14 protein-coding genes are annotated in these 14507 nt (G+C 40.1%); 12 read left to right on the top strand and 2 right to left on the bottom strand.

Features of this window, described 5'->3' with window-relative positions:
• Window positions 1-122: 122 nt before the first annotated feature.
• From ACTNB8_RS03225 to ACTNB8_RS03205, 5 genes are all read left to right on the top strand, one after another.
• Complete coding sequence (locus tag ACTNB8_RS03225) at window positions 123-1019, top strand: PfkB family carbohydrate kinase (protein WP_441052251.1); 897 nt, start codon at window positions 123-125, stop codon at window positions 1017-1019.
• Window positions 1020-1122: 103 nt separating this feature from the next.
• The gene (locus ACTNB8_RS03220) at window positions 1123-2433 is read left to right on the top strand and encodes an ABC transporter substrate-binding protein (protein ID WP_441052249.1); all 1311 of its coding nucleotides are present in this window, start codon (window positions 1123-1125) and stop codon (window positions 2431-2433) included.
• A gap of 119 nt (window positions 2434-2552) precedes the next feature.
• A complete protein-coding gene (locus tag ACTNB8_RS03215; protein WP_441052247.1) occupies window positions 2553-3431 on the top strand; it encodes a carbohydrate ABC transporter permease in 879 nt (292 codons plus the stop codon).
• A 16-nt stretch (window positions 3432-3447) separates the two neighbouring features.
• Window positions 3448-4272 (top strand): carbohydrate ABC transporter permease, encoded by an 825-nt coding sequence (locus ACTNB8_RS03210; protein WP_441052245.1) that lies wholly within the window; start codon window positions 3448-3450, stop codon window positions 4270-4272.
• A gap of 129 nt (window positions 4273-4401) precedes the next feature.
• Entirely contained in the window at window positions 4402-5205 is an 804-nt protein-coding gene (locus ACTNB8_RS03205) for a histidinol-phosphatase HisJ family protein (protein ID WP_441052243.1), read from the top strand.
• Between the two features lie 41 nt (window positions 5206-5246).
• Here the strand turns inward: ACTNB8_RS03205 and ACTNB8_RS03200 are convergent, their stop codons facing one another.
• A complete protein-coding gene (locus tag ACTNB8_RS03200; protein ID WP_118041408.1) occupies window positions 5247-6215 on the bottom strand; it encodes an SIS domain-containing protein in 969 nt (322 codons plus the stop codon).
• A 24-nt stretch (window positions 6216-6239) separates the two neighbouring features.
• Entirely contained in the window at window positions 6240-7283 is a 1044-nt protein-coding gene (locus ACTNB8_RS03195; RefSeq protein ID WP_441052241.1) for an asparaginase, read from the bottom strand.
• Between the two features lie 226 nt (window positions 7284-7509).
• On the opposite strand from ACTNB8_RS03195, the gene ACTNB8_RS03190 reads away from it, so the two are divergent.
• From ACTNB8_RS03190 to ACTNB8_RS03160, 7 genes are all read left to right on the top strand, one after another.
• A complete protein-coding gene (locus ACTNB8_RS03190) occupies window positions 7510-8472 on the top strand; it encodes an SIS domain-containing protein (protein WP_441052239.1) in 963 nt (320 codons plus the stop codon).
• 84 nt (window positions 8473-8556) lie between these two features.
• The gene (locus ACTNB8_RS03185; RefSeq protein WP_441052237.1) at window positions 8557-9303 is read left to right on the top strand and encodes a GntR family transcriptional regulator; all 747 of its coding nucleotides are present in this window, start codon (window positions 8557-8559) and stop codon (window positions 9301-9303) included.
• 20 nt (window positions 9304-9323) lie between these two features.
• A complete protein-coding gene (locus ACTNB8_RS03180; RefSeq protein ID WP_441052235.1) occupies window positions 9324-9680 on the top strand; it encodes a multidrug resistance efflux transporter family protein in 357 nt (118 codons plus the stop codon).
• 185 nt (window positions 9681-9865) lie between these two features.
• Window positions 9866-10366: a GreA/GreB family elongation factor gene (locus tag ACTNB8_RS03175; RefSeq protein ID WP_296155851.1), complete on the top strand. Its 501-nt coding sequence runs from the start codon at window positions 9866-9868 to the stop codon at window positions 10364-10366.
• A 283-nt stretch (window positions 10367-10649) separates the two neighbouring features.
• The gene (locus ACTNB8_RS03170; RefSeq protein ID WP_441052233.1) at window positions 10650-12416 is read left to right on the top strand and encodes a Na/Pi cotransporter family protein; all 1767 of its coding nucleotides are present in this window, start codon (window positions 10650-10652) and stop codon (window positions 12414-12416) included.
• Window positions 12417-12459: 43 nt separating this feature from the next.
• Entirely contained in the window at window positions 12460-13128 is a 669-nt protein-coding gene (locus ACTNB8_RS03165) for a winged helix-turn-helix domain-containing protein (RefSeq protein ID WP_441052231.1), read from the top strand.
• A gap of 1 nt (window position 13129) precedes the next feature.
• Entirely contained in the window at window positions 13130-14464 is a 1335-nt protein-coding gene (locus ACTNB8_RS03160) for an ATP-binding protein (RefSeq protein WP_441052229.1), read from the top strand.
• Window positions 14465-14507 lie beyond the last annotated feature (43 nt).

Genomic DNA, 14507 nt, shown 5'->3' with positions numbered 1-14507 from the left:
CGAATAATTTTGTAAATAGACAAAAAACACATACAAGGCGAAAAAGTAGTTGAAACCATATATATAACGTTATATAATGTATATACAAGATATGTTATGAACGTTGAACAGGAGGAGCTGGAATGATAAAGGTTCTTGGACTTGGAGATAACGTAGTAGACAAGTATATGCATATTAAAACCATGTATCCAGGTGGAAATGCTCTTAATATTGCAGTACTGGCCAGGTTATCCGGAATTGAAGTTGGATATTTGGGCGTGTTTGGAGATGACGAGGCAGCGAAACATGTTTATAAAACAGTCTCAGATATGGGAATTGATGTTTCACACTGCAGATTCTATCATGGTGAGAATGGCTATGCAGAGGTAAGACTTGATGATGGTGACCGCGTATTTATCGGTTCCAATCAGGGCGGAGTAAGCAAAGAATATCCGATAGATTTTCTTACCGATATAGAGCTGGATTATATTGCAGAGTATGATGTGTGTCATACAAGTATTTTCAGCTATGTGGAAGAATCACTTCCTCAGATCCGCAAAGCTTCCGGATTTGTATCATTTGATTTTTCAAACAGATATGATGAGGAATATCTGAAAAAGGTCTGCCCGTACATTGATATGGCTGCAATTTCCTGTGGTGATATGCCAAAAGACGAAATAATTGAGGAAATGAAACGTATCGAAGAATACGGCTGTAAACATGTTGTTATGGCAACCAGAGGTTCCAAAGGAGCATTCCTCAGGATTGACGGTAAACTCTATGAGCAGTCACCTTATCTGGTAGAGGCAGTCGATACTATGGCAGCAGGAGATTCCTTCATTACAAGTTTCCTGATCAACTATATAAGTGGAATGAAAGACTGTGTGGATTTTCCTGAAAAGGCAGGACACAGAGGAATTACCACGAAAGAAGAATATCAGGACGCACTGATAAAAACCTGTCTGTACAGAGCTGCTGTATTTGCAGCAGGAAACTGTCAGAGAGACGGTTCTTTCGGATACGGTAAAAAATTTGATTAAATAAAGAAACCTGACACAGAAAATAATTGTCGGGTCAATATCAGAGAATATTAAAAGCATGGCTTTTGATATAAACGTATAATTTAACCAAGGAGGTTACACAATGAAAAAGAGACTTTTTAGCGTATTACTCGCAACAGCCATGGTTGCATCAATGGCAACCGGTGCAACCTGCACAACTGTATCAGCAGCAGAGAAGAAAACAATCAAATTCTTCCACAGATTCCCAGATGAGCCATTTAACAGCTTTATCGAAGACAAAATTGCTCAGTACGAAGAAGAGCATCCGGACATTGATATTGTTGTAGAAAGTGCTCAGAATGACCCGTACAAAGAAAAACTGAAAGTAGTGGTTGGCGGAGATGACTGCCCGGATATTTTCTTTAGCTGGTGTGGAGAATTTACAGAGCGTTTTATTCGTGAAGATTTAATTCTGGATCTTACTCCATATCTTGATGCTGATCAGGAGTGGAAAGATTCACTTATGGAATCACAGATGGTTAACTACACTCTGGATGATGGCATGGTTTATGGAATTCCGTTCCGTCTTGATGCAAAACTGTTCTTCTACAACATTGATCAGTTTGAAGAAGCAGGTGTAGAAGTACCAACTACATTTGATGAACTGATTGAGGCTTGCAAGAAACTGCAGGATGCAGGACTTACTCCAATTGCTTATGGTAACCAGGAAAAATGGCCGTCTTCCCATTACATTGGAACAATCAACCAGATGACTGTTAGTGATGAAGTAAGAGCAAAAGACTATACACCTACAACGGGTGAATTTACAGATCCTGGATATCAGGAAGCTCTGGAATACTATGAGCAGCTGATCCCATACTTCAACGAAAACAGCAACGGTATTGCAGCAGATATGGCTCGTACAAACTTCTGCATGGGTAATGGAGCAATGTATTATGCTGAAGTAATTGAGATTCCTTATATTAACAACCCAGATACAGGTATTAATCCAGATCTGAATTTCGGTATGTTTAAATTCCCTGAAATTGAAGGTGCCGGTAACCCGAACATTCTTACAGGTGTTCCGGAAGGCTTTGTTGTTTCTTCCAAGACAGAGTACCCGGATGAATGTGTTGAATTCCTGAAATGGTTCCTTGGAAAAGATGTTGGTACAGAACAGGCACAGACAATCGGATGGTTTAATGCTTCCAAAGGCACAACTGATGGAGTTGAAAATCAGTCTCTCCTTGATGCATATGATGTAATTACATCTGCAGAAAAAATGGGACCATGGTTCGACAACGCTCTGTATTCCACATTATGTGATGAGTATCTGACAGATGTTTCAGATCTTACAAACGGTGATATTACTCCGGAAGAGGCTATGACCAAGATCCAGGCGAAAGCGAAAGAAGCACAGAAACTGGCAGCCTCCGGTGAATCTGAAGAATAACTTAGATTAAAAGAAATTTGATAACATAAAATAAGAAAAAGCGGGCTCCTGTCCGTAGGAAGCCCGCTTTTTCTTTGAAAAAATCCGAAATTAGTATTTAGAAAGCTGGTGCGTACATTATGAGAACAAAGAAAACGACTCCTTATTTATATATGTTACCTGGCTGTGCGATGGTTCTGGTGTTTGTGTACATTCCGGTTATAGCCAATTGTGTTTACAGCTTTTTTAGATTATCATCTTATTCAGCTGGAATGAAGTTTGTCGGACTGGACAATTATATAAGATTTTTTCACAATGAATCATTAGGTATTATGCTTCGAAACAACCTGTTATACTGTGTGATTTCACTGATCGTGCAGGTTGGGTTTGGTACTGTAATTGCTTTGTTGCTCGAAAGTAAACTGGCCAGCAGCAGATTTCGTAATGCTTTTCGTAACATCTATTATGTTCCGGCACTGATTTCTCTTACAGCTGTCGGTCTGATGTTCACATTTATTTATGAACCTAATCTTGGTCTTCTTAATTCCGCTTTCAAGGCACTGGGGCTTACGAGCATGACACAGTCCTGGCTGGGAGATTCCAAGATCGCAATCTATTGTATCATTGCAATGAGCCAGTGGCAGTATACCGGTTATATTACATTGTTAATGGTTGTGGCATTCCAGAACGTGTCAGCGGATTATATTGAGGCAGCTTCTATTGATGGAGCAGGACCTGTGCGCAGAGCGATCAGCGTAGTGCTTCCTCTGGCAAAAGAACAGTTACTTGTATGTTCTATTATTACTGTTATTGGTGCATTTAAACTGTTCACAGAAGTTTATTCTACAACCGCTGGTGGACCTGGAAACAGTACGCAGGTGCTTGGCTTGTTCCTGTATCAGAATGCGTTCCTGCATGATGATCTGGGTATGGCAGCTGTGACCGGTGTATTTATCTTCGTAATTACTATGGTACTTTCTATTATTCAGCTGAAGGTTACCAGATCAGGTGAAGTATAATAAAGGAGGCATAAAAATGAAAAAAAATACAATTCTAAAAATTTTAATGAATGCATTTTTTGTTATCCTTGCACTGATCATTTTACTTCCCATGGCATGGATGATATTAAACTCACTCAAGACAAATCAGGAACTTTTCAGAGATTCACTTGCTCTGCCGGCTGTACCTCAGTTCAAGAACTGGGTAAATGCATGGAATCAGGGACTTTATAAGTATTTTGGTAACTCTCTGATCGTCAGTGGATCTTCACTTATTGGAATTCTTATATTCTCATCTTTCCTTGCTTATGGTCTTACACGTTTTAAAGCAAAAGGAAGTGGGATTATATTCCTGGTAGTTCTTGGTGGTATGGCTTTATCAGAACAGGTGGCACTGGTTCCACTGTACAAAATGCTTAAAGCCGTTCATCTGTACAATACATACTGGGCAGTTATTCTTCCTTATATTGCCTTCCGTATTCCATTTACAGTATTTCTGATGAGATCTTATTTCATTTCTATTCCAAAAGAATTGGAAGAAGCAGCAGTAGTAGATGGATATAACAGTCTTCAGATTTTTACAAAAATTATTGTGCCAATCAGCAAGCCTATTTTTGCTTCCTGCGCAATTGTTTGTCTGAACCATGTATGGAATGAATTCCTGTTTGCAAATGTATTTCTTGAAAGTAAAAAGCTGATGACAATCCCGATTGGTCTTATGACATTTAAGGGTGACCTTCGTGCAGATTATGTTACAATGCTTGCAGGTATTATTATTGCATCGCTGCCAATGATCATTTTGTTCCTGTGTATGTCCAAACAGTTTGTTCGTGGTCTTACAGCAGGAGCTGTTAAAGGTTGATCGTTCTATATTAAAAAATGGAAACCGTCGGTGATGTACCGACGGTTTTTCTGTTGGTCCGTTTTGTGTTTGCATCTGTAAAGATGCGGAATAGTTAAAAAAGAATATAAGAAAGAGGCTGGTCGTGAAATGAAAATTTTATATGATTATCATATGCACAGTGAAATTTCTCCGGATGCACATTTCTCAATGGAGGCGATGTGTGAATCTGCCCTGGAGAATGGAATGAGGGAGATTGCTTTTACAGATCATTATGAATTCTATGTAAATGGGGTGGTAAGGCCCTGGTTTAACGAGAGATATGTGGAAAAATATTTTGATACACTGGAAGAGTGCAGAAAGAAATTTGAAGGTCGTTTATCCATAAAAAGCGGCATGGAATTTGGACAGCTTGACATCAGTCCGGAGTGTAATAAAACGGTCCGGAGATATCCTTTTGATTTTGTGCTTGGATCTGTTCACAAGTTGGAAAATATTGATCTGACGCATCTGATCGTAACAGAAAAGAACGCCAGAAGTATCGGAGATGCTTATTATTACCATCTTCTGAAGCTTTCTGAAGAAGGGGATTTTGACTGCCTGGCACATATGGATTATTTCAAGAAACACTGCGCAAAGCAGAACCTTCCAGATCTTTATGAAGAGTATCAGCCAACAATTAAAAAAGTCCTGGAAAACGTGATCAGAAGGGGAAAAGGAATTGAGATAAATACAGCCTGCATGGGCGGTATTCTGGAAGATACAATGCCTGGGCTGGAAATATTGAGAATGTACAAAGAACTTGGGGGCAGGATTATCACTGTAGGATCTGATTCACACAGACCTGAAAGAATAGGCTATGGATTTGACAGAGTATACCAGATGCTTAAAGAAACAGGGTTTGACAGTATTTCCGTATATAAAAACCGAAAAAATATACAGCAGCCAATTTAATGGCTGCTGTACTTTTTCTGTTCATCTGAATAAGGGGAAGATTAGTATTCCAGTTTCCACATATATCTTCTCTGGCTCAGTGGATGATCACGAACGATTGACAGCTGTTCTGCGTATACTCTGAGAACGCCTGTGATAACCATCGGGCTGAAGTATTCAGCAACTGAAGATGGAACGAAATTGCTGAGGCCAAAATCTTTTGCATCGATAACTGTTGTTTTTGCATCGAATCTGTTAAGGAAATCCAGCGCTCTGGAATCCATTTTACGGGTTCTGCCGTCATTCATAAGAAGAAGGAACGGAACATCTTTTTCTACAATTTCGAATGGTCCATGGAAGAATTCGCCATCATGGAAGGAACCGGAGTTGATCCACTGCATTTCCATAAGCAGGCAGATGGAGAAAGAATAAGCAACTTTCTGGGTTGCACCGGAACTCATAACATAGATGACAGGTGAATCCTTGTATGCTTCTGCAAATGCTTTTGCAGGTGTGAGAGAATAGGATACAGCATCTTCGATTGCTGCATAGATGTTCTCAGAACCTTTTACCATGTCTTCATAGTGATCATATCCTTCATACTGATTCAGAACTTCAACAGCAAGCATCAGGATGTTGTTCATTTTTTCAAGTTTAGCTGCATAGTCTTTTTCGAATCCATGAACGATAACATAATCTGCATTTTTTGCAAGAGGTGAATTTCCATCATGTGTAACAGCGATTACTTTTGCTCCTTTTTCCTGGGAGAGTTTGGCAGCTGCTACAGTTTCCGGTGTTGTTCCACCAAGGGAGCATGCGATTACAATTGCTGTTTCATCAAGGGAAACAGGAGTTGCATAGTTGAATTCGTTTGCTGTGTAGAAGCTTGTACGGATTTTTCTTGCATTACAGTCCATAAAATACTGTGCAGGATACTGTTCAGCAGATGATGCACCACATCCAACAAAAAATAAGGTGTTGATTTCCGGGCGTTCTGCTTTGATAGCTTCAATAATCTGTTTTGGTGTCATGGTATACGTACCTCCTTGATATAATTAATTCGTATGTTGTATGCATACATTATATGATGAATTTGAAGATATGTCAATACAAATTTCTCCGGCAATGTCTACTGAGAAATATTCTTTAATTTCACGAAGATTATCAGTCTGGCCAAGAACCCACATTAGTTTAGCCATTGCTGCTTCTGTGGTCATATCGTATGCCTGGATTACTCCTTTTTCAAGTGCCAGGCGACCAGTCTCATATACAGACAGGTTACTTCCTTCGTATCGGCACTGGCTTCCTGCAAGAACCAGCATTCCTTTCTCGATAACTTCGCCTACCTTGCCTATAAAATCATTATTTACGAAAGGCATTCCGCCAAGACCGAAACCTTCTATAAAGACACCACGGCAGCCTCTGTCACAGAGAATATCCAGAATGTCCGGTTTGATTCCGGGGTAAAGCTTCAGAAGTGCCACATTATCAGAATAGGCTGTCTGGGGCTGAAAAATTCCTTTTTTTTCTACAAGATTGTTTTTAAATACTCTTAAACCTAAAGAGCTTATTTCGCCAACGTATGGATAGTTGATACTTTCAAAAGCATCAAAACTCATAGTCCGGACCTTGGAGGCCCGGCAGCCCAGCATTACTTTTCGGTTAAAAGCAACAAAAATACCAGGATAACCGCTTGCGGCCATATGAATTCCGCAGCGACAGTTTTCCAGTGCATCGGCAACAGGATTGGCGATAGAAAGCTGGCTGCCTGTGATAACCACAGGTATGGAAATATTCTGAAGCATAAATGATAACATGGAAGAAGTATATGCCATAGTATCTGTTCCGTGGATAACTACGATACCATGGTAATCATAGCTTTTCTGACTGATCAGTTCTGCCAGTCCTGCCCAGTCAGCGGGGCCTATATTGGCACTGTCCAGAGAACAGAAATCCTCTGTTTCCAGTTCCAGGTTTTTGGAAACCATACGGAGTTCTTCAAGCATATCGTTACTGCTCATTCCTGGTATGAGTCCGTTAGTGCCTTTTACTGAAGAAAGGGTTCCCCCCGTATTTATAATTAGAATTTTTTTTGACATGTTTGCCTACCTCCAATGTATATTGATAAAATTGCAGTCGGGAATTATTACCCTGTCATTAACTATTATCTTATAGCATGATGTACGCAAAGTAAAGATAATAATATGTAATATGATGTATAAAATATTGTTGACATACGTTATAATACATGTTAATATTAACTCATCAAAACATCCGGATGATAATTGTAAAGAATAACAAGAGTATATCAGGAGGGTATGAAGCGTGGAGAAAGTAAGAAAGATTATATCTGAAATTGTTGAAAAACAGGAAATTAATACAGTGTATTTTGTAGGCTGTGGAGGATCTTTAAGTGGATTTTTCCCTGCTAAATATTTCCTCAGTGAAGAGACAAAGAAAATCAAAGTAGGATACATGAATGCAAATGAATTTGTTCATGCAACACCTAAAGAGATAGGCAAGGACACAGTGGTTATTACAGCATCTCAGAGGGGGAATACTGCCGAAACTGTAAAAGCAACAGCTGTGGCTAATGAGTTAGGAGCTGCAACGGTAGGTCTTACTTTCCAGGTACCGTCTCCTCTTGCTGATACTGCACAGTATGTGATCCAGTATGAGTTCGGTCCGGAATCTGTTGTGGAAAATCAGAAGGTTTCTTACGGATTTAAGCTTGCACTGGAAATTCTTAACAAAGAAGAAGGATACGAAAAATACGATGAAATGGTGCAGGCACTGGCAAAATTAAACGATATTGTAGTACAGGCAAAGAAAGATGTAGTTCCTGATGCTATTAAATGGGCATGGGAATTTAAAGATGATTCTGTAATCTATACAATGGGTAGCGGCGCCTGCTGGGGACCGGCACATCAGGAAGCAATCTGTATCTTTATGGAGATGCAGTGGATTAATGCAAGTGTTATCCATTCCGGTGAATTTTTCCATGGTCCATTTGAAATTACAGACAAAAATACAGCATTTCTTATGATGAAATCCTGTGGTCACACACGTCCGCTGGATGACAGAGCACTTGATTTCATCAAAAAATTTAACAACCGCATTTTTGTACTTGATGCATCTCAGTATGGAATCAATGAACTGGGTGAGCTGGCTGAATATCTTGAACCAATGTTTTATAATAATGTGATCGGTGTCTTTAATAATCTCATTGCAGATGCAAGAAAACATCCACTGACCACCAGAAGATATATGTGGAAATTCCCATATTAAATAAAAGGAATTGGATATTCAAAGGGGGGACGTGTTCCCCCTTTTTATGTTTCTGAAGGAAAATGCTGAAAGAAAGGGAACAATATGCTGAACCAGAATTCAACAATACCGTTATACGAACAGGTAAAAGAAGCAATAAAACTGAAGATAGAACAGAAAGAATGGAAGGAAAATACCAGAGTTCCATCGGAAACTGAATTAATGAAAATCTATGAAGTAAGTCGTGTTACTGTACGTAATGCCCTGGCGCTTCTGGTAGATGAAGGATATCTGGAGAAAAAGCAGGGAATAGGCACTTTTGTTTCCAAACCAAGGATCAAAAAAATTATTTTCCATCGAGCAAGTTTTACCCAGAGCTGTGCAGGTGCAGGCCTGGTGCCTGGAACGCAGGTCCTCAAAAAAGAAGTGGTTGAAGGAAAAAACAGCTATCGTAAAAGCCTGCAACTGGAAGCGGACGACAAAGTAGTTCACATTGAAAGGTTAAGATTTGCTGATAATGAACCCGTATCATTGGAGCATATGTTCTTTTCTTATAAAAAATATGGATTTCTTTTGTGGGAAGATCTTGAAAAGTCAGTTTATTCCATTATAAAAGAAAGAATGAAAGTGGATCTGACTTTTGAAAACAAAAAAAACAGAAATGTTCTTTCTGTAGAAAAGGCTGGAAGTCGTATGGCAAAGATTTTTGGTGTAGCGCCCTCGGAACCGGTATTTATAATGGAAACTCTGATCTATTCAGGAGATGCCCCGGTATATATAGGAAAGGATTACTGTCTTGGAAGCAGATTCTGTTACGAAGTGACACCTGGAGAACATGGGGAAAAAATTTGATATTTGATTGGGGACGAGAGATGAGACGTGCATTGGCTTATGGTTTGCTGGCATCATTGTTTTTTGCTTTTACATTTATTTTCAACAGAAGCATGAACCTGGATGGCGGATACTGGTTGTGGAGCGCTGCTTTTCGGTTTATTTTTATGCTGCCGATTATGGGAGTGATCGCAACAATTTTATTTTTTGAAGCAACTAATATGGTAAAAAATAATCCGAAACATCTGGCCATTATAGAAGCTACGCAGTCAGGGGAAGTGATTTTTACACTGATTGGAGGTATTCTTTTTCTTGGAGATGCAATGCCTGCAGGAACGGGGTTAGTGGGCATTTTGATTATAGTGGCAGGAATGGTACTGAATAGTTTTTTGAGATAAATACATATATAAAAAACAGACACTGACAGAAATGCAGGAGTCTGTTTTTTTTTATGGTATACATCTGCTAAAGCAGATTTGTCCGCTTTGTTTTTATCTGTTGTAGGATTTTTTGTATTCGTGTATACTGTAGGGAACAGAGATTGCAGTATTGGCTGCAAAAGTATCATATAGGAGTGATCATAATGCGTGAAAAACTTACAGAAAGAGACGTACAGAAAATAGAAGAAGAGATTGAACACAGAAAACTCGTGATTCGGAAAGAGGCCATTGAGGCAGTAAAAGAAGCGCGGGCACAGGGAGATCTTAGTGAAAATTTTGAGTATTATGCTGCCAAAAAACATAAAAACCAAAATGAGAGTCGTATTCGTTATCTGGAGAGAATGCTAAAAACAGCAGATATTGTGGAAGATACTTCCAGGTCTGATGAAGTTGGAATGGATGATATTGTAGAAGTGGAATTTGAAGAAGACGGGGAAATTGAGAAATATAAACTGGTTACTTCTATCCGGGGTAATTCCATGGAAAACAGGGTCAGCATAGAATCTCCTATCGGAATGGCACTGAAAGGTCACAAAGTTGGCGACAGGGTAAAAGTGCAGGTTAATGAGAATGTAAGCTATTATCTGAAAATCCGTTCCATTGACAAAACAGGGGATGAAGGCGAAGATATCCGGAGTTTCTAAAGGGAATGTCGTCTGGCGACGACATATTGATACTATGTTAAAAGTGGATTGTTACGCACTTATGTGCTCTCACAATCCACCCAATATTCACAATCCGACCTGTCGGTCTACTTGTTCATATAGGTTAGCCTGTCCAATGTCTGCATATCTCTGCAAGCAGACTTGCTTCGATCTGCAGCCGCAGGACAGGACTTTTAACATAGATTTAACATAAAGCTGGTGATAACTTTACAGGCAGTCCATATGATAGGGTTAAGTAAAAAACACGTAAAGGAGAAAAATCATGGATTTTTTTAGTGTACTGACCTTAATCGGTGGCCTGGCCCTGTTTTTATATGGAATGCAGGTAATGGGCGACGGCCTTGCAAAAGTATCAGGAGGTAAGCTTGAACAGATTCTTGAAAATCTTACTTCCAGTAAATGGAAAGCAGTCCTTCTTGGAATGTGTGTGACTGCCGTGATCCAGTCATCATCGGCAACAACTGTAATGGTGGTAGGTTTTGTAAACTCCGGGATCATGAAACTGACACAGGTAGTCGGGATCATCATGGGAGCCAATATCGGGACAACAATTACTTCCTGGATTTTAAGTCTTGCCGGACTGCAGAGCAGCAATTTTTTTATCAGCCTTCTGAAACCTGCATCATTTTCACCAATCCTTGCAATGATCGGTATTATTCTTCTTACTTTTACAAAAAGTTCACGTAAAAAAGATGTCGGATCAATTCTGCTGGGATTTGCAGTACTGATGTTTGGTATGGAAACAATGAGTGGCGCAGTAAAACCGCTTGCAGATGTTCCTGAATTTACAGGACTTCTTCTGAAGTTTTCCAATCCTGTGGCAGGTATTGTGGCAGGTGCCGTACTTACAGCAATCATTCAGTCATCATCAGCGTCTGTCGGTATTCTACAGGCTCTCTGTCTTACAGGTGCAGTTCCGTACAGTGCAGCATTCCCGATCATCATGGGACAGAATATCGGTACCTGTGTGACAGCACTTCTGTCAGCAATCGGTGCGAACAAAAATGCCAAACGTGCAGCAATGATCCATCTGTACTTTAACCTGATCGGAACCGTTGTATTTATGTCAGTATTCTATCTTATTAATACAGCAGTACATTTTTCGTTTATGGCGCAGATGGCTACACCGGCAACAATCGCCATTACACACAGTATCTTTAATATAACAGCAACGGTTGTATGGTATCCGTTCTCTAATCTTCTGGTGAAACTTGCCTGTCTTACGATCAGAGATACAGAAGAAAAACCGGTCAGCACAGACGATCAGGAGTTCCTTATTCTGGAGTCTCGTTTCCTCGAAAAACCGGCATTTGCAGTTGAGCAGGGAAGAAATGCAGCCAGACATATGGAGCAGGATTCCAGAAAAGCTCTCCGCATTGCCCTGGATCTGGTGCATAATTATACGGAAGAAGGAGCCAGACGTGTTCAGGAAATGGAATCAAAGGTAGACCGCTATGAAGATGAACTTGGCACATATCTTGTCAAACTGAACAATAAAGATCTGTCAGAAAGAGACAGTCACAGTGTATCCATGATGCTGCACTGTATCGGAGATTTTGAGAGAATTTCCGATCATGCGGTAAACATTATGGAATCAGCACAGGAACTTTATGAGAAAAAACTCAGCTTTTCCATGCAGGCCCGAAACGAACTTCAGGTTCTGATAAGTGTCGTTGACCGTATTGTGGATACGGCATATACGATTTTTGACAAAAAAGATCTGAATCTTGTAAATGATGTGGAACCTCTGGAAGAGGTAGTGGATGAACTGAGTAAAGAACTGAAAAGACGTCATATAAACAGACTCCGTTCCGGAGAGTGTACGATTGAGATGGGATTTATACTTACAGATCTGCTCACAAGTCTGGAACGTATCGCAGACCATTGTTCCAACATCAGTGTCTGTGTAACACAGGTAAGAGAAAATCTTTATGATACTCACAGTCATCTGGAAAGTATCAAAAATGAATCTGATGAGAATTATATCGGACGTCTTGATGATTTCCGCATGGAATATGTGCTTCCGTAAAGAATTCGGAAATATATGAAGCTTAAAAAAGGAGATGATCCATATGATTTATTGTGTGGAGGATGAGAAAAATATCAGGGAACTGCTGGTATATACGCTTGAGACAACAGGATTTACAGCAAAAGGCTTTGCTGATGGCAAAGAACTGAAAGCAGCACTGAAAGAAGAAATTCCAAACCTGATTCTTCTGGACATCATGCTCCCGGGAGATGACGGCTACACAATTCTTGGGAAACTGAAGTCATCTCCTGATACAAAAAGTATTCCGGTGATCATGGTCACAGCAAAAGAGGCAGAATATGACAAAGTCAGAGGACTGGAAGCAGGGGCAGATGATTATATTACAAAACCCTTTGGAATGATGGAATTTGTTGCCAGAGTGAAGGCTGTTCTCAGAAGATGTTCCAGACAGGAAGAAGATAAAGAGCTGATCTGTGGAGAATTGAAAGTGTCTGTGGGGCGCCACAGAGTAAGCTTCCAGGGACAGCCTGTGGAACTGACCAGGAAAGAATTTGAACTTCTGCAGTATCTGATGGAAAATAAAGGACTTGTTATGACACGGAATCAGATACTTTGTCATGTCTGGGGATATGATTTTGACGGAGAGACCAGGACAGTAGATGTGCATGTCCGTACCCTGCGGCAGAAACTGGGAATGGCAGGTGATATTATAGAGACAGTCCGTGGCGTGGGCTATCGGATCGGAGCATAAAATGAAACAGAAAATACTGAGACATACCTGTCTGCTTATTGTAGTGTCCGTAATCCTTACGTTTCTGGCAGCAAGTCTCGTGATGTACCAGAAATATAATGATGATCTGAAGCAGAGTGTCAGAGATGATGCTGTATATATTAAAGATGGAATCCAGAAAATGGGAGAACAGTATCTGAAGGATAATCCAGGTGAAGAAACGGCTGTTCGTATTACATTACTGGATCCATCAGGAAAGGTTCTCTATGATTCCATGGAAGATGAATCAAAAATGCAGAATCACAGTAACCGCCCAGAATTTATAAAAGCACAGAAAAACGGATATGCGGAAACAGTCCGTTACTCAGAGACACTTTCAAAACAGAATTTTTATTGTGCACAGAAACTGGAAAATGAAAATATCCTTCGTGTGGGACGAACAACAGACAGTGTTTTTTCCACTATGATCTCAAGCCTGGCAATTATGGGAATTCTTCTTCTGATAATTCTTGCGCTGGCTTTTATTCTTGTGCAGAAGCAGACAAGAGATCTGATCGAACCGATTAACACACTCGATCTGGAAAATCCACTGAAAAATGTTGTGTATGAAGAACTCAGACCGCTTCTGGGAAGAGTGGATCAGCAGAATAAACAGATTTTGCAGCAGATGTCCGAACTGAAGGAAGCGGAAGCCGTACGAAGAGAATTTACTGCAAATGTTTCACATGAACTTAAAACACCGTTGATGTCTATTTCTGGTTATGCAGAACTGATGATGAACGGAATGGTGCCACCTGACAAACTGCAGGAATTCTCCGGAAGGATATATCATGAGGCGAGCCGTCTGAGTACGCTTGTATCTGATATTATCCAGCTTTCCAGACTGGATGAAAAAAGCAATGATATGCCATTTGAGAAAGTGGATATTTATGAGATGGCAGAAGATATTGTGGTCCATCTGGAAAGAGCGGCAGAGCGTAAAAATATTCACATCAGCCTTAATGGTGAAAAATCTGTTACAGTGAAAGGTGTCCGTCAGGTACTTTATGAGATGCTTTATAATATAGCGGATAATGCTATTCGTTATACAGGTGAAGACGGAGAAGTGAAAATCATTATCGGCAGAGTTGGCTCTCATGCATATTATCGTGTGGAAGATAACGGAATCGGTATTTCTGAAAATGAACAAAAACGTATTTTTGAAAGATTTTACAGAGTGGATAAGAGCCATTCTAGAGAAACCGGAGGAACCGGGCTGGGGCTTTCCATTGTAAAACATGGAGCAATTCTTCATGATGCAAAAATTGTTCTGGACAGTGAACCAGGAAAAGGAACAAAAATGGAACTGGTGTTCTGACCAGAAAAATCCCCATGTATCTGTGAAAATTACAGAGGCATGG

The sequence above is a fragment of the Blautia sp. HCP28S3_G10 genome, assembly GCF_052065235.1.
Taxonomy (GTDB): domain Bacteria; phylum Bacillota; class Clostridia; order Lachnospirales; family Lachnospiraceae; genus Blautia_A.
Note: the sequence above shows the minus strand (reverse complement) of the source record. Positions and strands in the feature narration are given on the sequence as shown.